Genomic DNA, 23047 nt, shown 5'->3' on the forward strand with positions numbered 1-23047 from the left:
GCCGGCCGGAGGCGCTGTGAGCGAACCCATGAACGAACCCATGAGCGAAGCCCCCAGCGAACTGCCCCGCATCCACTGGACCGAGGACGGCACCGAGCGCAGCGCCGCCTGGCGCTCCGAGGCCGGCAACCCGCCGCCGCGCCGCGTGGTGGTCGCCGACGACACCACCAGCGCCGACACCGCCTACCGGCTCGCCTGCGAAGGCACGGCGCTGCTTTGGCGCGGCGACTTCCAGAACGCGCGCCAGCTGCTCAACGCCATGGCGCGGCGCACCGAGCGCAAACCCAAGAAGGCAAGCCGGCCGGGCCACAAGGCCAAGGACGCGCCTGGGTCCGTCACCGAGGCCTTCCACCTGCACCGGCTGGCACAGTCGCAGCGCGCCCGCACGCTCGGCATGCTGCTGCTGCCGTTCGAGGCCGACCACAGCGTGCCGCTGCGCCGCGCGCCCGATGTGCGCGAAGCCTGCGAACAGGTCTACGGCGCGGCGGGCGAGCCCTATGTGGCCTCGCTGCGCGAACTGCTGGGCATGATCGGCGCTTTCGAATGGCGTAGGAAGGGCGTGGAGATCGCCGCGCTGGAAGACCGCATCCACCCGTGGTACGGCGTGTTCTCGCCGGTGCGCGGCGAGTACGTCGACCTGGTCGCGGCCGAACCGCTGCCGGCCACGACGCTGGCCTTCGATATCGGCACCGGCACCGGCGTGCTGGCCGCGGTGCTGGCCCGCCGCGGCGTGCAGCGCGTGGTGGCCACCGACCAGGACCCGCGCGCGCTGGCCTGCGCGCGTGAGAACATCGCCCAGCTGGGCTACGCCGCTCAAGTCGAGGTGGTCGAGGCCGACCTCTTCCCCCCCGGGCGCGCACCGCTGGTGGTATGCAACCCGCCATGGGTGCCGGCACGACCAAGTTCGCCCGTCGAGCGCGCCGTGTATGACCCCGACAGCGCCATGCTGCGCGGCTTCCTGCAAGGGCTGGCCGACCACCTGGAACCCGGCGGCGAAGGCTGGCTGCTTCTATCCGACCTCGCCGAGCACCTGGGCCTGCGCCAGCGCGGCGAACTGACGGGCTGGATCGAAGCCGCCGGCCTGAAGGTGCTGGGTCGCTCCGACATCCGCCCGCGCCACCCGCGCGCGGCAGATGCCGCCGACCCATTGCACGCGGCGCGCTCCGCCGAAATGACCTCGCTCTGGCGCCTGGGCGTACGCTAAAGCCGCTGCGGCGGGACAGGGGTGCCCCGCCCGCCGAGTTCGGCTATCCTTTCCGTCACATATAAGAACGGAGGAGACGATGCTGAAACTGCCCCTGTGCCCCCTGCTGCTTGCCGGCGCACTGCTTTTCGCCGGCGCCGCGCAGGCCGACATCCGCGTCGGCATCGATGTCTCCACCACCGGGCCGGCCGCCTCGATCGGCATCCCGTCCAAGAACACCGTGCTGATGTGGCCGCAAACGCTGGGCGGGCAGAAGGCGCACTACATCATCCTCGACGACGGCACCGACCCGGCCGCCGCGGTGCGCAACGTGCGCAAGCTGATCTCCGAGGAAAAGGTCGACGTGATCGTCGGCCCCAACATCACGCCCACCGCCATCGCCGCGCTCGACGCCGTAGCCGAGGGCGAAACCCCGATGGTGGCGCTGGCGGCCTCGGCCGCCATTGTCGAGCCGCAGTCCGACGCCAAGCGCCGCTGGGCCTTCAAGATGCCGCAGAACGACTCGCACATGGCCACCGTGCTGACCGAGTACATGAGCAACCACGGCGTCAGGACGGTCGGCTTTATCGGCTTTGCCGACGCCTACGGCGAAAGCTGGTGGCGCGAGTTTTCGAAGCTGGCCGAAGTCCGCAAGCTCAAGGTCGTCGCCAGCGAGCGCTTCTCGCGCAACGACACCTCGGTCACCGGGCAGGTGCTCAAGCTGATGGCGGCCAACCCCGACGCGATCCTGGTCGCCGGCGCCGGCACCCCCTCGGTGCTGCCGCAGAAAACGCTGGGCGAGCGCGGCTACAAGGGCAAGGTCTACCAGACCCACGGCATCGCCACCTGGGATTTCCTGCGCATGGGCGGCAAGGACGTGGAAGGCACGCTGTTCCCGACCGGTCCGGTAGTGGTTGCGCGCCAGCTGCCCGAGAGCCACCCGGTGCGCAAGGTGGCGCTGGACTTCGTCAACCGCTACGAGGCCAGGTACGGCGCCGACAGCGTGACGCAGTTCGCCGGCGATGCCTGGGGCGCGTGGATGCTGCTCGACGACGCCGCCCGCCGCGCGCTGAAGCGCGGGGCCCAGCCCGGCACGCGCGAGTTCCGCTCGGCCATGCGCGACGCGCTGGAAACCACCACCAATCTCACCATCCCCAACGGCGTGATGAACCTGAACCCGAAAGACCATCAGGGCTTCGACCAGCGTTCGCGCGTGATGGGGGTGATCCGCAACGGCAAGTTCGCCTATGCGGGCGACCAGTAGCCCGCCGCATCAACGCATCAACAAAGGAAGCATTGGCATGAGCACCACTCCCACCCCCGTCACCGTCGCCTTCATCGGCCTGGGCGCCATGGGCTCGCACATGGTGCGCCACCTGCTGGGCGCCGGCCACACCGTGCGCGCGTTCGTGCGCCGCCCGGAGGCCGCGGAGGCCGCACGCGCGCTGGGGGCAGAACCGTTCTTCACCCCGGCCGAGGCGGCGCGCGGGGCCAGCGTCGTCTTCACCAACGTGACCTCGTCCGAAGACGTGCGCGAGGTGCTGCTGGGCGCGCAGGGCGTGATCCATGGGGCCGCCCCCGGCACCATTTGCGTGGACCACAGCACCATCTCGCCCATCGTCACACGCGAGATCGCCGCGGCGCTGGCCGCGCGCGGCATCGAGGCGCTGGACTGCCCGGTGTCGGGCGGCACCATGGGCGCCGAGGCCGGCACGCTGACCATCATGGTCGGCGGCAAGCCCGAGATGCTCGAGCGCGTGCGGCCGCTGCTGCAGCGGCTGGGCCAGACCATCACCCATATCGGCGACCACGGCGCGGGCCAGGTCGCCAAGCTGTGCAACCAGATCGCCCAGGTGGTCAATATCGAAGGCATTGCCGAGGCCATGCGCTTCGCCGCCGCACAGAATGTCGACACCGGCCGCGTGTTCGAGGCCATGGCCACCGGCATGGCCGGCAGCCGCATGCTCGACCTGATGGGCCCCAAGATGGTGGCGCGCAACTTTGCCGCCGGCATCGAGGCGCGGCTGCACGACAAAGACTTCGGGCTGGCGCGCGATATCGCCGAGGAAATCGGCCTGGAGCTGCCGGCGATGCAGGCCACGTCGGCGCAACTGCGCGCGCTGATGGCCAAGGGCTGGGGCAAGGACGATACCTCGTCGCTGCTGCGCGTGCTGGAAGGTTGAAGCTCTGGCGCGCGGTGGCTGCTTAGCGCTCCATCAGCCGCAGCACCGCGCGCGTGAGTGCGCCGTCCGCACGGGTCAGGCTGTCCAGTACGTTGAAGTGATGGCAATCCGGCAGCACCAGGTCGCTCGCCGCCGGATGCGCGACCTTGGCCGGCCACGCCGCGCGGATCAGCGCATGCTGCCGATGGTACTCGGCGGCCTCCAGCTCACCCACCGCGATCGCCAGCGGCGCATCGGTGGCCGGCGCCATGTACGCGGGCGACAGCCGCGCGACATCGTCTTCCGAGAAGCGCAGGTCGCACTGCAAAAAGGCCGCGCGCCGCAGCGGCTCCATGTCGTACAGCCCGCTCACCGAGAGCCCGCCCCGGACCAGGCCGGCGGGCAGGTCCGCCCCCAATTGCGGCCAGCGCGCGGCCATCAGCATCGCCACGAGATGGCCGCCGACGGAGTGCCCGGCCACGAACATCCGGTTCGGGTCATGGCCCAGCCGGTCCGCCTGCCGGTACAGCCAGGCGACGCTGCGCAGCACCTGCCGCACGATCTCCGGCACCGTCGCCGTCGGCACCAGCGTGTAGTTGACCACCGCCACCGACACGCCCAGCGCTGGCAGCGCGCTCGCGACGAAGCTGTGGTCGTGCTTGTCCAGGGCGCGGTAATAGCCGCCGTGGACAAATACCAGCAGCGGCGGCAGGGCCCCGTTGGCGCGTTGCGCGGGGAAATAGTCCAGCGTCTCGCCCTGCGCATGGCGCGAGTCCTCGCCGGCATAGCTCAGGTCCGCCAGAAAGGGGCCGCGTGCGCGTACCTGCGCCGACCACTGCGCCCAGCGCGCCAGATGCGCCGGGTTGTCCGGCACATTGGCGCGGTTGTTGTACTCACGGTCATAGAAGGCCGGATCCTGCGAAGGCAGGCTGGCAAGGCACGCAAGCAAGTGCGGGTCGGTCATGGCGGTCTGGGGTGCGGTCGGGGATGCCGTCCGTGCGGCCGGGAGCGGCAAGGCTGGCCGCCATGCTACCGGATTTGCGCGGCGGCCAAAGCCCGCGTCTGCGGTTGTCCGGCGGCGCGATTTCCGGCATAATCCCCGGCTCAGCCAGGCGCCGGTTCCGGCGCCCCACACCTGCCCGGGTGGTGAAACAGGTAGACGCAGGGGACTCAAAATCCCCCGCCGCAAGGCGTGTCGGTTCGAGTCCGACCCCGGGCACCATCTCCAGATCCCCCAAAAGTCCGCGCCCCGGCTCCGCGAGTGCACGGCAAGCCTCGTCGCCCCCCGCATCAGGCCACATTTGACCGCGCCAGCCTGTGCCGCGATCCGCGCCCCTGTCGGACTGCGTCCACTGGCACGCCGCCGCCGCGCTTCCTATCCTATGGCATTGCCTTCGACCGGAGCCCGACATGAAACAACCACGCTTTCCACTTGCCGCCCTCGCCCTTTGCGCCCTCGCCGGTTCCGCGCTGCTGGCCGGCTGTGCCGGCGCCAACATGGAAAGCCTGACCCAGGCCGGCGGCAGCCTGTTCACCGCCGCGACCCTGTCGGACAGCAACGTCAAGACGCTGTCTGACCAGTCCTGTGCCGAGATGGACAAGAAGAACACCATCGCGGCGCCAGACAGCACCTACGCCCGGCGCCTGGCCACCGTGATGAGCGGCCTGGGCAATACCGGGCTGCCGCTCGACGCCAAGGTCTACATGACCAAGGACATCAATGCCTGGGCCATGGCCAACGGTTGCGTGCGGGTCTACAGCGGACTGATGGACCTGTTGAGCGACGACGAGGTGCGTGGCGTGGTTGGCCATGAGATCGGCCATGTGGCGCTGGGCCACACCAAGGCGGCGATGCAGGTAGCCTACACCGCGGCCGCGGCGCGCGGGTTGCTGGGGTCGACCGGCATCGCCTCGCTGACGGCGCTGTCGTCGTCGCAGGTCGGCGCGCTGGCCGAGCAGTTCGTCAATGCGCAGTTCTCGCAGCGCCAGGAGTCCGCGGCAGACGATTATTCCTTTGACCTGCTGACCAGGAATGGCGCCAACCGCCAGGCGCTGGCGTCCGCGTTCCGCAAGATGTCGACGCTCGACGGCGGGCAATCGAGCATGCTGAGTTCGCACCCGGGCTCGCTTGAGCGCGCCAAGCATATCGAGGCGCGCCTCGCCGGCGGGCGCTGAGACCGGCGCATTCGCTGTTGCCGCCGCACCCGTCCGGGTGAGGCGGTTCTTCCCTGCGCCGGGTGCGCATTCACGCGTCGCCCACCGCCGCGTCACACCGCACGCGCAAAGTTGACGGCGTTTAATTCGCCGACAAAACCTTTCAGTACGCCCGCCCCAACGCGGCAGAGATAATCCCCTACGCCGCCTCGACATGGCCGCTGCGGATTACCACGCGCGACATGCGTGCCGCTCCCCCCGCTGCGCGCCCCCGTCGTCGCCATGGCAGTGAGGCCGTGACCGCCTTCATGCGAAGGGACAGCCGGCCCCGCCAGCTCATGGAGAGAGACGAGCCCACTGCCCCACGCAGCCGTGCCCAGCGCCCCCACGCATCGGATGCAACAGCTGCCCCAACCCGCCTCACTCGCTTCACTCGCTTCAGGAGCCTTCGATGGATTGGTTGCACGAGATTTTCCAGAAGTCGCCCGAATCCGCACTGTTCCTTGCCCTGTCGGTCGGCTACGCGATCGGCAAGATCACCTTCGGGCGCTTCCAGCTGGGCGGCGTGGCCGGCTCGCTGCTTGCCGCGGTGGTGATCAGCCAGGTCGGGGTCGAGATCGACAACGGCGTCAAGGCGGTGATGTTCGCGGTCTTCATCTATGCGGTGGGCTATGAAAGCGGGCCACAGTTCTTCAACTCGCTGAACCGCAGCTCGTTGCGCGAGATAGCCATGGCGGTGTTCATGGCGGTATGCGGGCTGGTCACGGTGGTGGTGCTGGCCAAGCTGTTCCATCTCGACAAGGGCCTGGCCGCGGGCCTGGCCGCCGGCGGCATGACGCAGTCGGCCATCATCGGCACGGCGGGGGACGCCATTACCAAGCTGGGCCTGCCGCCCGACCAGGTCAAGACGATGCAGGCCAACGTGGCGGTCGGCTATGCGGTGACCTATGTGTTCGGCTCGCTCGGCGCGATCATCGTGTGCGTCAACATCTTGCCGCGCTTCATGAAATCGGACCTGAAGACCGATGCCAAGAAGGTCGAGGCCCAGCTCAACGGCGGCCTGCCGCAGTATGGCCCGGGCCAGCGCGGCGCACTGGCGCGCGTGGTCGGCCGGCTGTATCGCGTCAACGATGCTTCCGGCCAGACCGTCGCGCAGCTGGAGCTGGGCGGCGAGGACCTGGTGACCGTCGAAAAGGTGCAGCGCGCCGGCAAGCAGCTCGAGGTGACGCAAGACCTGGTGCTGCAGCATGATGACCTGGTGCTGCTGGTTGGCCGCCGCGATGCGATGGTGCCGACGGCGGCGCAGATCGGCGAGGAAGTGGCCGATGCCGACGGCATGGGCGCGGTGATGCAGTCGCGCAACGTGGTGTTTACCGCCAAGGGCATGAACAACAAGACCGTGGCGGAGATCGTCGACATGGTCGGGCGCGACATGCGCCACGGCGTCTATATCGAGCGCATCGAGCGCTACGACCACCCGCTGCCGCTGCTGCCCGACCTGAAACTGCAGCACGGCGACATCATCACCATCTACGGCACCCCGGCCGACACCAGGCGCGCGGCGCAGACGGCCGGCTATGAACTGGTCCCCAGCGAAAAGACGGACTTCGTCTACTTCGGCGCCGGCGTGCTGGTGGGCCTGCTGGTGGGCCTGCTGGTGTGGCGCGTCGGCTCGATTCCGCTGACGCTGGGCGCCGGCGGCGGCGCGCTGCTGTCCGGGCTGGTGTTCGGCTGGGCGCGCTCCAAGCACAAGATGTTCGGCGCCATGCCGACCGCCGCGTGCCAGCTGCTGAAAGACTTCGGCCTGGCCGCGTTCGTCGCCATCGTCGGCATCAATTCCGGCCTGCAGGCCGTGACCACGCTGCGCCAGAGCGGCCTGACCATCTTTATCCTGGGCGCGGTGGTGACGCTGCTGCCGCTGTTCCTGACCATGCTGTTCGGCCGCTACGTGCTGAAGTACGACAACGCCGCGGTGCTGGCCGGCGCGCTGTCGGGCTCGCGCAGCGCCAACCCGGCCTTCGGCGGCATTCTCGACAAGGCCGAAAGCCCGGTGCCGACGGTGCCGTTCGCCATCACCTATGCACTGGCCAACGTGTTGCTGACGCTGCTGGGACCCCTGGTGGTGGGCCTGGTCTAGCGTTCCTCTTTGCCTCTCCGCTGCTGCGCGGGCCATGCCACTGGTGTTGGCCCGCCAACCAACCGACAAGCGTCTACACAGGAGCAAGCCATGAGCAAGTTCGATATCTCCAAGCTGTCCAGCCTCTCGCCGTTCGAACTGAAGGATGAACTGATCAAGCTGGCCAGCAGCGACGCCGAGCGCCTGATGCTCAATGCCGGCCGCGGCAACCCCAATTTCCTGGCGACGGTGCCGCGCCACGGCTTCTGGCAGCTGGGCCTGTTCGCGATGCGCGAATCGGAGCGCTCGTTCTCGTACATGCCGGAGGGCGTCGGCGGTTTTCCGCGCCGCGAAGGGATCGAAGAGCGCTTCGACCTGTTCGCGCGCGAATTTGCCGACACCCCGGGGGTGAAGTTCCTCGCCGGCGCGGTTTCGTACGTGCGCGACCAGCTCGGCCTGAGCGCGGGCGACTTCCTGTATGAGATGTGCGAAGGCATCCTGGCCTGCAACTATCCGGTGCCCGACCGCATGCTCAGGCTGTCGGAAACCATCGTCAGCCAGTACATCCGCAAGGAGATGATCGGCAATCACCCGTTCATTGGCGAGTTCGACCTGTTCGCGGTGGAAGGCGGCACCGCCGCCATGACCTACCTGTTCAACACCATCCGCGAGAACCACCTGCTCAAGGCCGGCGACACCATCGCGCTGGGCATGCCGATCTTCACCCCGTATATCGAAATCCCGGAACTGAACGACTACCAGCTGGTGGAGCTGTCGGTCGACGCCGATCCTGATTCGCGCTGGCAGTATTCGAAAGCGCAGCTGGACAAGCTGCGCGACCCCAAGGTCAAGGCCTTCTTCCTGGTCAACCCGAGCAATCCGCCTTCGGTGCGCATGAGCGACGAGAGCCTGGAATACCTGGCCTCGATCGTCGAGGCGCGCCCTGACCTGATCATCCTGACCGACGATGTCTATGGCACGTTCGCCGACAACTTCGTCTCGCTGTTCGCGATGTGCCCGCGCAACACCATCCTGGTGTATTCCTTCTCGAAGTACTTCGGTGCGACCGGCTGGCGCCTGGGCGTGATCGCCACCCACCGCGACAATATCTTCGACCTGCAGATCGGCAAGCTGCCGGAAGCCACCCGCCAGGATCTGAACAAGCGCTACAGCTCGATCACCACCGAACCGCAGAAGCTGAAGTTCATCGACCGCCTGGTCGCCGACAGCCGCACCGTGGCGCTGAACCACACCGCCGGCCTGTCGACACCGCAGCAGGTGCAGATGGTGCTGTTCTCGCTGTTCTCGCTGATGGATACGCCGGACGACTACAAGAATGCGATGAAGCGGCTGATCCGCAGCCGCAAGGCCGCGCTGTACCGCGAGATCGGCATAGCGCCGGACGCGGACGATCCCAACGCCGTCGACTACTACACGCTGCTCGATCTCGAACAGCTCGGCGGCAAGGCGATCGGGCCCGACTTCGTCAAATGGGTGCTGAATTCGGTCGAGCCCAACGAGCTGCTGTTCCAGCTGGCCGACGAGGCCGGCGTGGTGCTGCTGCCGGGCCGCGGCTTCGGCACCCGCCATCCATCCGGCCGGGTCTCGCTGGCCAACCTGAACGAAGCGGACTACGCCAAGATCGGACGCTCGATCCGCAAGCTGTTCGAGACGTATGTGGAGAAATACAACGAGGTCACCGGCAGCAAGGTGAGCAAGAACGTGGTGAAGAAGTAGGCCTGCGCCAGGCCTGACACGGAGCCCGGCATCGCGCCGGGCTTTTTTTCTTCCTGCCGGTCCTCAACGGGATTCGACAAACCCCAGCACCGTGGCCAGCATGCCGCGCAGCGCCGGCTGCAGCGCCGTCGCCAGCGCCTCGTCGTAGGCGAACGGATAGACCTCGCTCATGTAGGCGCACTGCGACAGCTCCAGCTGCACCGCATGCACACCGTCGGCCGGCTTGCCGTATTGCCGGGTGATGTAGCCACCCTTGAAGCGGCCGTTGAGCACGGCGGTGAGGCCCGGCACCGCACTGGCCTGCTCCAGCAGCTGGCTGGCCAGCGCGGCGTCGCAGCTGTCGCCGTTGGCGGTGCCGAGGTTGAAGTCGGGCAGCTTGCCGTCGAAGAAGCGCGGCAGCACTGAACGGATCGAATGCGCGTCCCACAGCGCGACCGTGCCGTGCGCGGCCTTCAGGCGTGCCAGCTCGGCGGCCAGCGCCTGGTGGTACGGGTGCCAGATCGCGTCGCGGCGCGCGGCGATTTCCGCGTCGTCGGGACCGTTGCCGTCGGCATAGAGCCGGGTCTTGTCGAAGGTATCGACCGGGCACAGGCCGGTGGTGTCCTGGCCCGGATACAGGTTGGCGTTGTCGGGCGGGCGGTTCAGGTCGACCACATAGCGCGAGTGCGTGGCCACCAGCACCGACGCGCCCAATTCGCGGGCGAAATCGTACAGGCGTTCCAGGTGCCAGTCGGTATCGGGCACGGTGCGGGCTTCGGCGGTCAGCCGCTGCGAGACGGATGCCGGCAGATGCGTGCCGACATGCGGCATCGATACCAGCAGCGGGCGCGTGCCCCGGTGCAGGGTGAAGGCAGGGGTATCGGTGGAAAAGGACATGGTGTTTGCGATGCAGTGGGCGTGTGCCCGGTTTCAGTCGGCCAGCAGGCTGGCGCGCGCCGCGATGAACAGGCGTCCGGCGTCCGCCTGCAGCGGATGCGCGCCATGCTGCACGCGGCTGCGGCCGGCGGTGCGGACTTCCGCTAGTGTCTCATGGCCATGGCAGGCAAACACGTGCGTGGCCAGCGCCTGGGGCCCGTCGAGCCCCGCCAGCGTCGGATGCGCGCCGTCCAGCACGACGAAGTCGGCCAGCTGGCCCGCTGCCAGTCCGGCCACCGCGCGGGCCGAGGCGCGCGCGCCGCCGGCCACCGCTTCCAGGTACAGGCGGTCCGCCACCTGCACGTGCGTGTCGGACGCCAGCACGTTGCGCCGCTGCAGCGCCAGCCGCTGCCCGTACTCGAACAACCGCAGCTCTTCCGCCACGCTGACGCTGGCATGGCTGTCCGAGCCGATGCCCCATGCGCCCTGCTGCGCCAGGTAGGGCGCGGCCTCGAACACGCCGTCGCCCAGGTTGGCCTCGGTGGTCGGGCAGATGCCGGCCACCGCGCCGCTGTGGGCGAGGCGCCGGCGCTCGTCCCAGTCCATATGGGTGGCGTGCACCAGGCACCAGCGCGCATCGACTTCGACATGGTCGAACAGCCACGTCACCGGGCGCGTGCCGGACCATGCGATGCAGTCGTCGACCTCTTTCTGCTGCTCGGCGATATGGATATGGACGGGCGCCTGCACGTCGATGGCCCGCAATCCCGCCAGCGCATGCAACAGGCTGGCTTCCGGTACCGCGCGCAGCGAATGCGGCGCCAGCCCGAGGCGCGCGCCGGACTGCGCGCACGCGGGGCGCAGCCGTTCCAGCAGCTTCAGCATCGCATCGGTATCGTGCAGGAAGCGCCGCTGCTCCGCCAGCGGCGGCTTGCCGCCAAAGCCCGCGGCCTGGTACAGCACCGGCAGCAGCGTCATGCCGATACCGGTGCGCTGCGCCGCGCGCAGCAGCCGCAGCGACATCTCGGCGGCGTCCGCGTACGGCCTGCCGCCCTCGTCATGATGCACGTAGTGGAACTCGCACACGCTGGTGTAGCCCGCGCGCAGCATCTCGATATAGAGCTGGGTGGCGACCGCCTCCAGCGTGTCTGGCGAGAGCCGCTGCGCGAAGCGGTACATCAGCGTGCGCCAGCTCCAGAACGAATCGGCGCCGGCCGGATCGTCGCCCTGCGGACGGCTGCGGAATTCCGTCAGGCCGGCAAAGCCGCGCTGGAACGCATGCGAATGCAGGTTGGGCATGCCCGGCACCACCGGGCCTGCCGCCTGCGGCACGCCGGCGGCAGGCGCCGCACCCGGCTGCACGGCGGTGAAGCGGCCGGCCTCGTCCCAGGCCAGCAGCACATCGCGGGCCCAGCCGTCCGGCAGCAGCGCAAACGGTGCAAACAGTTGCCCGCTCATGACGTGACCCCTTCGCAGGCGTGGACACGCCCCTGGCGCACCACCGTCGCGACCGGATTGCGGCCGAACCAGTACGCCAGCTCGGCCGGCGAATCGATGCGCCACAGCGCGAAATCGGCACCGCGCCCCGTCGCCAGCCGCCCATGGCGATCGGCGGCGCCCAGCGCGCGCGCCGCGTGCGCGGTCACGCCGGCCAGCGCTTCCGGCACCGTCAGCCGAAACTGCGTGCAGGCCATATTCATCATCAGCAGCAGCGAAGTCACCGGCGAGGTGCCGGGGTTGTGGTCGGTAGAGATCGCCATCGGCACGCCGTACTGCCGCAGCAGCGCGATCGGCGGCAGGTTGGTGTCGCGCAGGAAGTAGTAGGCCCCCGGCAGCAGCACCGCCACCGTGCCGGCTTCGGCCATCGCGGCCACGCCGGCCTCGTCGAGGTGCTCGAGATGGTCGGCCGAGAGCGCGCGGTGGCGTGCCGCCAGCGCGGCGCCGCCGAGGTTGCTCAACTGCTCCGCATGCAGCTTGACGCGCAGGCCGTGGCGCGCGGCGGCGTCGAACACCCGCTCCGTCTGCGCGATCGAGAAACCGATCGACTCGCAGAAGGCATCGACGGCATCGACCAGGCCTTCGCCGGCCAGCGCCGGCAGCATGGTGTTGCAGACCAGGTCGATATAGTCGTCGGCACGGCCCGCGTATTCCGGCGGCAACGCGTGCGCGCCGAGAAAGGTGGTGTAGACCGCAACCCCGAAGTGCTCGCCCAGCCGGCGTGCCACGCGCAATTGCTTGCGTTCGGCTTCCAGGTTCAGCCCGTAGCCGGACTTGATCTCGATCGCGGTAACGCCCTCGGCAAGCAGCGGCTGCAGGCGCGCCGCGGCCTGCGCGAACAGCGTGTCTTCGTCGGCGGCGCGCGTGGCGCGCACCGTCGAGACAATGCCGCCGCCGGCGCGCGCGATCTCTTCATAGCCCGCGCCGGCCAGGCGCATGGCGAATTCGTCGGCGCGCTGGCCGCCATAGACCAGGTGCGTATGGCAATCGACCAGCCCCGGCGTGATCCAGGCTCCGTTGGCGTCATGGCTCGGTGCGCCGCGCCAGGCCTCGGGCAGGTCCGCCGCTGCGCCCAGCCAGGCGATACGTCCACGCTCGACCACCAGCGCGGCATCGCGAATTGCCTGCGCGGGATCGGCATCCGGCAGCAGGTGGCAGTTGTGCCAAACGCCATCCGCGCTGGGGGCTGGCGGCAAGGAAGTCGGTGTCATTGACCAGGCTCCATGTCGAGGGTGACGCACAGGCACAGGGCCGCATCACCGGCAGGTTCGAAGGCCAGCGTCGCTGCCGCGCCGTCCGCGCGCAGCAGCGCGCCTTCGCCCGCTTGCAGCCGCATGGCGGCGTCCTTTGCCTGCCAGGCACCCCTGACGGCCAGCAGGCACAGCGCATGGCTGTCGGTGCTGGCGGCAAACGCCGCGTGGAACGCGTCGACGCGCGCGCGGCAATGGCCGCGCCGCGTCATCACGTTGAAGTCGCGCGTGGCGCCGCCGAGCAGCGCCGCCTGCAGGCTGGTATCGCCGGAGAAGGCGAACGGCTCGCCGACGCGTTCCAGGCGATGGCTAAAGCTGCCGTCGTCCGCGCACAGCGTCACGCCGGCGCCGTCCAGCAGTACGATCTGGCGGTCGATGCCCGGGAACGCCGAAAACGGGCCGTCGCGTTCGATGTCGGCCACGCTCAGGCGCCAGATAAAGTCGTCCATGCCGGCGGCCGGCGGCCACACCGCGATCTCGCGCGTGTTGCCGCCGCCGTTCTTCCAGCGCGTGGGCGCGATGTCGGCCAGCGCGAATGGTTGAGATGGCGCCGGGCTCATGCGCCCTTCACCATCGGCAGGTCCAGGCCCTTCTCGTGCGCGCACTCGATGGCGAGCGCGTAGCCCGCATCGGCATGGCGCATCACGCCGGTGGCCGGATCGTTCCACAGCACGCGCTCGATGCGCTTCGCCGCCGCGTCGGTGCCATCGCACACGATCACTACCCCGGCGTGCTGCGAGAACCCCATGCCGACGCCGCCGCCGTGGTGCAGGCTGACCCAGGTGGCGCCGCCGGCGGTGTTCAGCAGCGCGTTCAGCAGCGGCCAGTCGGACACCGCGTCGGAGCCGTCGCGCATCGCTTCGGTCTCGCGGTTCGGCGACGCCACCGAGCCGCAGTCCAGGTGGTCCCGGCCGATCACTACCGGCGCCTTCAGCTCGCCCGACTTCACCATCTCGTTGAAGGCCAGCCCGGCGCGGTGGCGCTCGTCCAGGCCAACCCAGCAGATCCGCGCCGGCAGGCCCTGGAAGGCGATGCGGTCGTGCGCCATGTCGAGCCAGCGGTGCAGGGACTTGTCCTCGGGGAACAGTTCCTTCATCTTGGCGTCGGTCTTGTAGATATCTTCCGGATCGCCCGACAGCGCGACCCAGCGGAACGGGCCCTTGCCGCGGCAGAACAGCGGGCGGATATAGGCCGGCACGAAGCCGGGGAAATCGAAGGCGTTCTGCACGCCTTCGTCAAACGCAACCTGGCGGATGTTGTTGCCGTAGTCGACCGTCGGCACGCCCATCTTCTGGAAGTCGAGCATGGCCTGCACGTGCCTGACGATCGACGGACGCGCGGCGGCCTCGACCGACTTGGGCTCGTGCTGGCGCGCATGCTCCCACTGCGCAACCGTCCAGCCTTGCGGCAGGTAGCCGTTGACGAGGTCGTGCGCCGAGGTCTGGTCGGTGACGATATCCGGGCGCATGCCGCCGGCCTGCGCGCGCTTGGCCAGCTCCGGCACGATGTCAGCGGCGTTGCCGAGCAGGCCCACCGAAATCGCTTCCTTCTTCCGGGTGGCCTCGGCGATCATCGCCAGCGCCTCGTCCAGCGTGGTGGCCTTCTTGTCGAGATAGCGCGTGCGCAGACGGAAGTCGATGCGCGATTCCTGGCACTCGATCGCCAGCACGCAAGCGCCGGCCAGCACGCCCGCCAGCGGCTGCGCGCCGCCCATGCCGCCCAGGCCCGCGGTCAGGATCCACTTGCCCGACAGGTCGCCGTTGTAGTGCTGGCGGCCGGCCTCGACAAAGGTCTCGTAGGTGCCCTGCACGATGCCCTGCGTGCCGATGTAGATCCACGAGCCAGCGGTCATCTGGCCGTACATCATCAGCCCGGCGCGGTCCAGTTCGTTGAACTTGTCCCAGTTGGCCCAGTGCGGCACCAGGTTGGAATTGGCGATCAGCACGCGCGGCGCATCGGCATGGGTGCGAAACACGCCCACCGGCTTGCCCGACTGCACCAGCAGCGACTCGTCTTCACCGAGGCGGCGCAGGCTGTCGAGGATGGCGTCGAAGCATTCCCAGTTGCGCGCGGCCTTGCCGATGCCGCCGTACACCACCAGGTCCTGCGGGCGCTCGGCCACGTCGGGATCGAGGTTGTTCTGGATCATGCGGTAGGCGGCTTCGATCAGCCAGTTCTTGCAGTGCAGCTGGGTGCCGCGCGGGGCGCGGATCTCGCGCTGGCCGCGCTGGAGGGCTTGGGGTTCGGGAGCGTTCATCGGTTGTTCTCCTTTGGGATGGCGCTTGTGGCGCGATCGGTTTCTGTTGCCACTTGATGCGTGATGGCGAGTGGATGCGCTGGCCCTCTCCCCCGCCCCTCTCCCGCAGGCGGGAGAGGGGAGACACCAGGCAGCACCTGAAAGGCCGCCGGTTTGCTCCGCGCTCCCGCGCGTGGGAGAGGGGCCGGGGGAGAGGCCCGGCGCGTCAACCAGCGTTGGTCGGCAAGATTGCCCGAACCGCCGCAGGCCACCCGGCCCCCGCATCGCCCTGCACCACCCACTGCTTCATCGCCTCGATATCCGGCGCCAGGTAGCGGTCGCCTTCGACAAAATCCACCCGCGCGCGGATACGTGCCAGTTCCTGCTCGACCAGCGGCGACGACTTCAGCGGCCGGTGGAACTCGATGCCCTGCGCCGCGGCCATGGCCTCGATGCCGACCACCACCGCGGTATTGGCCGCCATCTCGCCCAGGCGGCGCGCGCCGTAGGTGGCCATCGACACATGGTCTTCCTGGTTGGCCGAGGTCGGCAGGCTGTCGACGCTGGACGGATGCGCCAGCGCTTTGTTTTCCGAGGCCAGCGCGGCGGCCGTCACCTGCGCGATCATGAAGCCCGAGTTCAAACCCCCGTCGCGCACCAGGAACGGCGGCAGGCCCGACAGCCCGGTATCGAGCAGCAGCGCCAGCCGGCGCTCGGAGATCGCGCCGATCTCGGCGATCGCCAGCGCGATGATGTCGGCGGCAAAGGCCACAGGCTCGGCGTGGAAGTTGCCGCCGGAGACCACGTCGCCCTGCGCCGAAAACACCAGCGGGTTGTCGGAGGCCGCATTGGCCTCGATCTGCAGGATGCGCGCGGCGTGCTGCAGGTTGTCCAGACACGCGCCCATCACCTGCGGCTGGCAGCGGATCGAATACGGGTCCTGCACGCGGCCGCAGGCCTTGTGCGAGTCGACGATCTCGCTGCCGTCCAGCATCGCGCGCACCGCGCCGGCCACGGCGATCTGGCCGGCCTGGCCGCGGGCGGCATGGATGCGCGCGTCGAACGGCTTGACTGAGCCCTTGATGGCCTCGAGCGACAACGCGCCCGCAACCAGGCCGGCGGCAAACGCGTCTTCGGCGGCGAACAGGCCCGCCAGCGCCAGCGCGGTCGACACCTGGGTGCCATTGAGCAGCGCCAGGCCTTCCTTCGGGCCCAGTTCGAACGCCTGCAAGCCGGCATGGGCCAAGCCCTCGGCGGCGGGAACGCGCTTGCCGCCGACCAGCACCTCGCCCACGCCAATCAGCGTGCACGACATATGCGCCAGCGGCGCCAGGTCGCCCGAAGCGCCCACCGAGCCCTTGGCCGGGATGCAGGGCGTCACGCCGTGATTGACCAGCGCCAGCAGTGCCGCGATCAGTTCGGGACGCACGCCGGAATGGCCGCGCGCCAGGCTGACCGCCTTGGTGGCCAGGATCAGCCGCACCGTATCCTCGGCCAGGTCCGGGCCGGTGCCCACGCTGTGCGACAGCACCAGGTTGCGCTGCAGTTGCGCCAGCTTGTCGTTGGGGATGCGCGTCTGCGCCAGCTTGCCGAAGCCGGTGTTGATGCCATAGACCACGGCGTCGGCGTCGATGATGTCCTGCACCGTGGCCTGCGCGGCGCGAACGCCCGCCCAGGCCGATTCGGCCATGGCCAGACGCACCTCGCCGCGGTAGATGCGGCGCAGGTCGGCCAGCGTGACTTGGCCCGGCTGCAGTGTCAGCAGCGGACGGTTGGCTTGGTCATGTGGGCTCGCAGTCATTTGTATGTTCCTGTCTATACAGCTTAGATAAAAATCTGGATCGTCAGGCGGATTCTTGTGGAATCAGCCGAAAGCGGGATTGCCGTCGGCGCGGAAGCGGCTGCCGAGGCGGTAGCGGTTGCCCGGATGCAGGCAGCGCACAAAGGTCACCGGCACGCCGTTGGTCCAGGTGCGGCGCGTCAGCATCAGGCAAGCCTGCGTCGGCGGCATTTCCAACTGGGCGGCTTGTTCCGGAGTGGCGGCAATGGCGTCGACCACATGTTCGACCTGGTCGTAGGGCACATGGCGCAGCAGGTATTCGCCGGGCTGGGTCGCGCTGAAATCCTGGCTGATGAAGTCCGGCGCCACGCGCGGGTTGACGTAGCGGTCTTCCAACTGCACCGGCACGCCGTCCTCGCGATGCACGCAGACCGAGTGGAACACCGACTCGCCGGTGCGCAGCTCCAGCGCCGCGGCCACCTCGATCGAGGCCGAGACGCGCTCCACCAGGATCACGTCGCAGGCATAGTCATGCCCGCGCATGCGGATCTCGTCCTGCAGGTTGACCACCGACAGCAGCGTAGACTGCGGCTTGTGCTCGGCGACAAAGGTGCCCACGCCGGCCACGCGCACCACCCGGCCCTGCTCCTGCAGCTCGCGCAGCGCCCGGTTCACGGTCATGCGCGATACGCCGAAGCGGTTCACCAGCTCCTGCTCCGACGGCACCCGGTCGCCCGGCTGCCACGCGCCGCTCTGGATCTGGCGGGCGATGTACTCCTTCACCTGCTGGTAGAGCGCGGTGGGAGAGGCAGAAGCGGAAGTCGGGGTGCCGGCGGCGTGGTTCATAAGGTCTTAGTGCTCGGCCGCGGCCATCGCCTCGGCGCGGATTTCCTCGGTCAGCCGCGCCTTGAGCGCGGAGAACTCCGGCGTAGTCTTGATCGTGTAATGGCGCGGGTGCGGAAAATCGACCGCGATCTCGCTCTTGATCCGACCCGGCCTGGCGGAGAACACCGCCACCCGGTTGGCCATGAAGATGGCCTCGTCGATATCGTGGGTCACGAATAATACCGTCTTGCGCGACGCCTCCCAGATGCCCAGCAGCAGCTCCTGCATCAGCACGCGGGTCTGGTTGTCGAGCGCGCCGAAGGGCTCGTCGAGCAGCAGGATCTTGGGGTCGTTGGCCAGCGCGCGCGCGATCGCGGTGCGCTGCTGCATGCCGCCGGACAGCTGCTTGGGGAAATGGTGCTCGAAGCCGCGCAGCCCCACGCGCTGGATAAAGAAGTCGCTGCGCTCCTTCTGCTCGGCCGCGCTCATGCCGCGCTCGCGCAGGCCGAAGCGCACGTTCTGCTCGATCGTCAGCCACGGGAACAGCGTGTACGACTGGAACACCATGCCGCGGTCGGCGCCGGGCGCGAACACCGGCTGGCCGTCAAGCAGCACGCGCCCGCTGGTCGGGGTGTCGAGCCCCGCGACGATGCGCAGCAGCGTGGACTTGCCGCAGCCCGACGGGCCCAGAATGGTGACGAAGTCGTTGTCGCGCACTTCGAAATCGACCGGCTGCAATGCCAGCGTCTGGCCGCCGCGCGGGTTGGAGAAGGTCCGCGAGACCTGCTGGATGGACAGTGCGCTCATTGGATCGAACTCCACGGGAACAGGCGCTGGTTGGCGCGCTTGAAGACAAGGTCCGAGACCAGGCCGATGCAGCCGATCACGATGATGCCGAAGATGATCTGGCCGGTATTGAGCAGCGCCTGGCTGTCGGTGATCATGTGCCCGATGCCCGACGACGAGCCGATCAGTTCGGCCACGATCACGTAGGTCCAGGCCCAGCCCAGTACCAGCCGCAGGATCTCGGCGATTTCCGGCGCCGCGCCCGGGATCAGCACGCGCCGCACGATGCCGGCGCTGTTGGCGCCCAGCGTGTACGCGGCCTCGACCAGGTCCTTGCGCGCACCGCCGACCGCCACCGCCACCATCAGCACGATCTGGAAGAACGAGCCGATGAAGATCACCAGCAGCTTCTGGGTCTCGCCGATGCCGGCCCACAGGATCAGCAGCGGGATGAAGGCCGACGCCGGCAGGTAGCGGCAGAACGAGACAAAGGGCTCGAAGAAGGCCTCGGCCGCCTTGTACGCGCCCATGAAGATGCCCAGCGGCACCGCCAGCACCGCGGCCAGCACGAAGCCGCCGACCACGCGCCACACGGTCATGCCGATGTCGCCGATGAAGTTGTACTCGGTGAACAGGGTCAGGCCTTCCCTGGCCATCGTCATCGGGTCGGCCAGGAACGTGCGCGGCACGAAGCCGCCCAGCGTCACCACCGCCCAGATGCCGAAGAACAGCACGAAGAAGGACAGGCCCAGCATCCAGCGGGTGTTGGGCGCCACCGGCACCAGCGGTGCCAGCCAGGGATGGCGCCGGCGCACCGGCGCGTCCCCGGCGGCGGGGGCCGCCACGGCGGCAGCCGGGGCGGGTGAACCAATACGGGCTTGCGTCATGACGTCACGCCTCCTGAGAACTGCCGGGTTACTTGAGGAAACGTGCGTCGTACAGCTTGGTCACGTCCGGCACCTGGCGGATCACGCCGATGTCCAGCAGCACCGCGGCCGCTTCCTTGCTGAAGCTGGCGAGCTCGCCTTCAAAAAACTTCTTGTTGGCCTCGCGGTCCTGCCAGCGCAGGTAGGCGGATGACTTGGCGAACTGCTCGCCGGTCTGCTTGACCGCCGCGCCCATGATGTCGTTGGCCTTGGCCGGCTCCTTGCGGATCATCTCGAGCGCCTCGAAGTAGCTGTCGACCAGCGCCTGCGCGGCCTTGGGATTGTCCTTGAGCCACTTGGGCGCGCAGCCGAGCGTGTCGGTCACCATCGGATAGTCGAGCGTGGTCGCCAGGATCTTGCCCTTGTCCGGGTTCTGGCGCACCGTCGACAGGTACGGCTCATAGGTCATGGCGCCGTCGTTCTGCCCCGCCACGAAGGCTTGCGCGGCGGCTTGCGGCGACAGCGTGGTGGTTTTCACGTCCTTGAGCGACATGCCGTTCTTCTTCAGCATCCAGGCCAGGCCAAAGTACGGCGCGGTGCCCGGCGCATCGACGCCGATGGTCTTGCCCTTCAGGTCGGCAAAGGTCTTCACGTCGGTGCGCACGGCCAGGCCGTCGGCGCCGTAGGACTTGTCGAGCTGCACGATCTGGGTGATGGGCACGCCATTGGCGTTCCAGGCCACATGGGTTTCGACGGTGGTCGCCGCGCACTGGATCGCGCCGGAGGCCAGCGCCAGGTGGCGGTCCTTCTGCGGGATCATCTTGATGTCGACGTCGACACCGTGCTTCTTGAAGATGCCGGCCTTGTCGGCCAGTGTCAGCGGCGCGAAACCGGTCCAGCCGCTCATGCCCAGCGTCACCGGAGTGTTATCCGCCTGCGCCGCACCGGCTCCCAATGCCGCCATCAGCATCGCCGCCTGCACTGCCATCCGACCGCGAAACCTGCCTGGATTCCTCATCTGTACGCTCCTTTGGTGTGTCCGTCGACGGCGGGCCATGCATGTGGCCGCACTCGTTTTCGGGCATTAAACAATGCCTGTATATACAAGTCAACGTAGGGCTTCCACCAAGCAACCGGGCGGATAAATACTACGAAATGCGCCATACATCACGCCATCACCACTGGATGGGCACCATTCCAGGCACGCGGGCACCAGCCCGGCGCACAAAAAGTGTTGCTGTATAGACAGGAATCTGACGACGCACTTGGGCAGCAAACCCCATGCCACGGTCGCGTGGCAGCCCGCGGGAAGTTCAGGCGTCGAAGAAGGCGTTGACGGTGGGATATCGCAGCCGCAGCCGCAGTTCGCGCTTGAGCCGGCGGTTGTCGAGCCGGCGCGACTCGCTCATGAAGCTGAGCAGGGTCTTGTCGATCACCTGGAGCGCCTCGGGGCGGGTAATGCGTGGCGGACGCGGCAGCCCGCGGCGCTCGGCGACAAGGTCGAAATAGTCGGCCATGCGCAGTTCGGTATCGTCGCTGGCATGGACCACGCGCTGCGGGCGGCCGCGGAACAGCGCAGCCACCATGATGCGCGCGAGGTCGTCGGCATGGATGTGGCTGGTGTAGACGTCGTCTTGCGGCGCCAGCGCGGGCGTGCCGCGCCGCAGCCGGGCCACCGGCAGGCGGTCTTCGGCGTAGATGCCCGGGATGCGCACCACGCTGGCGCGCCAGCCGGCATCGCGGCCGAACCTGCGCACCGCCTGCTCGGCGGCGACGCGGCGGCGCGCGCGCGCGGTCTGGGGTCGCACTGCATGGAATTCGGCCACGCGCGCGCCCTGGCGGTCGCCGTAGACGCCGGTGGTGCTGGCGTAGACAAACGCAGCGCGGGGCAGGGTACGGTCGGGTAGAATGGCGGGCTCGCCGGGAAGCATGCCGGCAGCCGTGCTGGCACGGCGCCAGGCCGTCCGGCGCAATGCGGCGAGCAATGCACGCGTGCGCGGATCGCCTTCGCCCTGCCCGGGTGGCGGCGCCAGGTCCAGCACCCGCGTGGCCAGCCCGCGCAGCCGTGCCAGCGTGGCCGGCCGGTCCAGGTCCGCCACCAGCGGCACCGCGCCGGCGGCACGCAGTTCGGCGCGGCGCGCCGGCTGCGAGGTCACGGCGAAGACCCGCATGCGCGACGACAGGATACGCAGGCAGCGCGTCCCCACATCCCCGCAGCCTACGATCAGCAGGCGCGGGCGGCCCAGCCGGCGCGACGGCACCGGCAGCCGCGGAAATTGTGGGGGGCGCGCAGGCTGCTGCTTCGACAGAATTTGGCTCATAGACCGATTATGGCTTATCAAGTAACCGTCATGCCCAGCGGCCACAAGTTTGAAGTGGCCACGGACGAAACCATCCTCGGCGCGGCCCTGCGCCACAGCATCGGGCTGCCCTACGGCTGCAAGAACGGCGCCTGCGGTTCGTGCAAGGGCCGCGTGCTCGAAGGCACCATCGTGCAGGGCGACCATGCCCCTTCGGCCCTGACTGCTCAGGAAAAGACCGAGGGCCGCGCGCTGTTCTGCTGCGCCAACGCCGCCTCGGACATCACCATCGAATGCCGCGAAGTCCACGGCGCGGGCGACATCCCGATCAAGAAGGTGCCGTGCCGCGTGACCTCGCTCGAGCGCCTGGCCGACGACGTGATCGCGATCAAGCTGCAGTTGCCCGCCACCGAGCGCATGCAATACCTGGCCGGCCAGTACGTGGAATTCCTGCTGCGCGACGGCAAGCGCCGCAGCTATTCGATCGCCACGCCGCCGCACGAGGACGGCCCGATCGAACTGCATATCCGCCATATGCCCGGCGGCGCGTTTACCGATTACGTGTTCGGCGCCAAGGAAGGCCAGCCGGCCATGAAGGAACGCGACATCCTGCGCTTCGAAGGCCCGCTGGGCAGCTTCTTCCTGCGCGAGGAGTCCGACGCCCCGATCATCCTGCTGGCCTCCGGCACCGGCTTCGCCCCCATCAAGGCCATCGTCGAGCACGCCGCCTACACCGGCATCACGCGCCCGATGACGCTGTACTGGGGCGGTCGCCGGCCCAAGGACCTGTACATGCACGCGCTCGCCGAGCAGTGGGCGCGCGACCTGCCCAACTTCAAGTACGTGCCGGTGGTCTCCGACGCGCTGCCCGAAGACAACTGGCAGGGCCGCACCGGCTTCGTCCACCAGGCCGTGATTGCAGATCACCCCGACCTGTCTGGCCACGAGGTCTACGCCTGCGGTGCGCCGGTGATGATCAACGCCGCGCGCGGCGACTTCACGCGCCAGTGCCAGCTGCATGAAGACGCGTTTTTCGCCGACTCGTTCACCTCCGAGGCCGACATGCACGCGGCCACGCCCGCGGCCTGAGGGCCGTCGGCGCGCCGTTCCGCCAGCGCAACAGTGCCCGGGCCCGCCAAAATTCGTTTTGACACCCGGGCCCATGCGCCTTATATTTGCCCGCATGCACACGACCTTCAACCGACGCCGCAGCTTCCGTACGTCGCTCCCCGCTGGGGTGCCGCGCGGCTGACCGTCGACTGCGTCTGTTCATGTCAACGAGCCACGGGCAACCCCCGTG

At 68.6% G+C, this 23047-nt stretch carries 19 protein-coding genes and 1 tRNA gene; 8 read left to right on the forward strand and 12 right to left on the reverse strand.

The features are described 5' to 3' along the window. Nucleotides 1-40 precede the first annotated feature (40 nt). The 3 genes from E5S69_RS16730 (at nucleotide 41) to E5S69_RS16740 (ending at nucleotide 3366) form a co-directional block, all read left to right on the forward strand. Nucleotides 41-1204, forward strand: coding sequence for a methyltransferase (locus tag E5S69_RS16730; RefSeq protein ID WP_171515778.1), 1164 nt, complete (start codon nucleotides 41-43; stop codon nucleotides 1202-1204). 79 nt (nucleotides 1205-1283) lie between these two features. Then, a complete protein-coding gene (locus E5S69_RS16735) occupies nucleotides 1284-2447 on the forward strand; it encodes an ABC transporter substrate-binding protein (protein ID WP_171515779.1) in 1164 nt (387 codons plus the stop codon). Between the two features lie 37 nt (nucleotides 2448-2484). After that, the gene (locus E5S69_RS16740; protein ID WP_171515780.1) at nucleotides 2485-3366 is read left to right on the forward strand and encodes an NAD(P)-dependent oxidoreductase; all 882 of its coding nucleotides are present in this window, start codon (nucleotides 2485-2487) and stop codon (nucleotides 3364-3366) included. A gap of 22 nt (nucleotides 3367-3388) precedes the next feature. On the opposite strand, the gene E5S69_RS16745 is transcribed toward E5S69_RS16740, so the two are convergent. After that, the gene (locus tag E5S69_RS16745) at nucleotides 3389-4309 is read right to left on the reverse strand and encodes an alpha/beta hydrolase (RefSeq protein ID WP_171515781.1); all 921 of its coding nucleotides are present in this window, start codon (nucleotides 4307-4309) and stop codon (nucleotides 3389-3391) included. Nucleotides 4310-4482: 173 nt separating this feature from the next. Here E5S69_RS16745 and E5S69_RS16750 point away from each other — a divergent pair. The 4 genes from E5S69_RS16750 to E5S69_RS16765 all read left to right on the forward strand — a co-directional run bounded on the left by E5S69_RS16750 (nucleotide 4483) and on the right by E5S69_RS16765 (nucleotide 9352). Further along, a tRNA-Leu gene (locus tag E5S69_RS16750) sits at nucleotides 4483-4567 on the forward strand. A 188-nt stretch (nucleotides 4568-4755) separates the two neighbouring features. After that, the gene (locus tag E5S69_RS16755) at nucleotides 4756-5520 is read left to right on the forward strand and encodes a M48 family metallopeptidase (protein WP_171515782.1); all 765 of its coding nucleotides are present in this window, start codon (nucleotides 4756-4758) and stop codon (nucleotides 5518-5520) included. A gap of 430 nt (nucleotides 5521-5950) precedes the next feature. After that, entirely contained in the window at nucleotides 5951-7636 is a 1686-nt protein-coding gene (aspT, locus tag E5S69_RS16760) for an aspartate-alanine antiporter (protein ID WP_171515783.1), read from the forward strand. 90 nt (nucleotides 7637-7726) lie between these two features. Further along, the gene (locus tag E5S69_RS16765) at nucleotides 7727-9352 is read left to right on the forward strand and encodes a bifunctional aspartate transaminase/aspartate 4-decarboxylase (RefSeq protein WP_171515784.1); all 1626 of its coding nucleotides are present in this window, start codon (nucleotides 7727-7729) and stop codon (nucleotides 9350-9352) included. Between the two features lie 63 nt (nucleotides 9353-9415). On the opposite strand, the gene hutG is transcribed toward E5S69_RS16765, so the two are convergent. The 11 genes from hutG to E5S69_RS16820 form a co-directional block, all read right to left on the reverse strand. Beyond that, nucleotides 9416-10228 carry an N-formylglutamate deformylase gene (gene hutG / locus E5S69_RS16770; protein WP_171515785.1) on the reverse strand — a complete coding sequence of 271 codons (813 nt, stop codon included), beginning with the start codon at nucleotides 10226-10228 and terminating at the stop codon, nucleotides 9416-9418. A 33-nt stretch (nucleotides 10229-10261) separates the two neighbouring features. After that, complete coding sequence (locus E5S69_RS16775) at nucleotides 10262-11665, reverse strand: formimidoylglutamate deiminase (RefSeq protein WP_171515786.1); 1404 nt, start codon at nucleotides 11663-11665, stop codon at nucleotides 10262-10264. Then, complete coding sequence (hutI, locus tag E5S69_RS16780; protein ID WP_171515787.1) at nucleotides 11662-12915, reverse strand: imidazolonepropionase; 1254 nt, start codon at nucleotides 12913-12915, stop codon at nucleotides 11662-11664. Before hutI ends, E5S69_RS16775 begins: the two co-directional genes overlap by 4 nt. Then, a complete protein-coding gene (locus E5S69_RS16785; protein WP_171515788.1) occupies nucleotides 12912-13514 on the reverse strand; it encodes a HutD/Ves family protein in 603 nt (200 codons plus the stop codon). Before E5S69_RS16785 ends, hutI begins: the two co-directional genes overlap by 4 nt. After that, complete coding sequence (gene hutU, locus E5S69_RS16790; RefSeq protein WP_171515789.1) at nucleotides 13511-15211, reverse strand: urocanate hydratase; 1701 nt, start codon at nucleotides 15209-15211, stop codon at nucleotides 13511-13513. The genes E5S69_RS16785 and hutU overlap by 4 nt, the downstream gene beginning before the upstream one ends. A 205-nt stretch (nucleotides 15212-15416) precedes the next feature. Continuing rightward, nucleotides 15417-16991, reverse strand: coding sequence for a histidine ammonia-lyase (gene hutH, locus E5S69_RS16795; RefSeq protein ID WP_171515790.1), 1575 nt, complete (start codon nucleotides 16989-16991; stop codon nucleotides 15417-15419). A 63-nt stretch (nucleotides 16992-17054) separates the two neighbouring features. Next, nucleotides 17055-17816 carry a histidine utilization repressor gene (gene hutC / locus E5S69_RS16800; RefSeq protein WP_171515791.1) on the reverse strand — a complete coding sequence of 254 codons (762 nt, stop codon included), beginning with the start codon at nucleotides 17814-17816 and terminating at the stop codon, nucleotides 17055-17057. Between the two features lie 6 nt (nucleotides 17817-17822). Continuing rightward, nucleotides 17823-18602: an ABC transporter ATP-binding protein gene (locus E5S69_RS16805; protein WP_012353726.1), complete on the reverse strand. Its 780-nt coding sequence runs from the start codon at nucleotides 18600-18602 to the stop codon at nucleotides 17823-17825. Continuing rightward, nucleotides 18599-19468, reverse strand: coding sequence for an ABC transporter permease (locus E5S69_RS16810; protein WP_171515792.1), 870 nt, complete (start codon nucleotides 19466-19468; stop codon nucleotides 18599-18601). Before E5S69_RS16810 ends, E5S69_RS16805 begins: the two co-directional genes overlap by 4 nt. Before the next feature lie 28 nt (nucleotides 19469-19496). Beyond that, nucleotides 19497-20465, reverse strand: a complete 969-nt coding sequence (locus E5S69_RS16815) for an ABC transporter substrate-binding protein (RefSeq protein WP_171515793.1) — start codon at nucleotides 20463-20465, stop codon at nucleotides 19497-19499. 295 nt (nucleotides 20466-20760) lie between these two features. Next, nucleotides 20761-21768 (reverse strand): NAD-dependent epimerase/dehydratase family protein, encoded by a 1008-nt coding sequence (locus tag E5S69_RS16820; RefSeq protein ID WP_171515794.1) that lies wholly within the window; start codon nucleotides 21766-21768, stop codon nucleotides 20761-20763. Nucleotides 21769-21777: 9 nt separating this feature from the next. Here E5S69_RS16820 and E5S69_RS16825 point away from each other — a divergent pair, with 9 nt between their 5' ends. Continuing rightward, a complete protein-coding gene (locus E5S69_RS16825) occupies nucleotides 21778-22836 on the forward strand; it encodes a CDP-6-deoxy-delta-3,4-glucoseen reductase (RefSeq protein WP_171515795.1) in 1059 nt (352 codons plus the stop codon). Nucleotides 22837-23047 lie beyond the last annotated feature (211 nt).

It is taken from the genome of Cupriavidus necator (genome assembly GCF_013141915.1).
Taxonomy (GTDB): Bacteria; Pseudomonadota; Gammaproteobacteria; order Burkholderiales; family Burkholderiaceae; genus Cupriavidus; species Cupriavidus necator_B.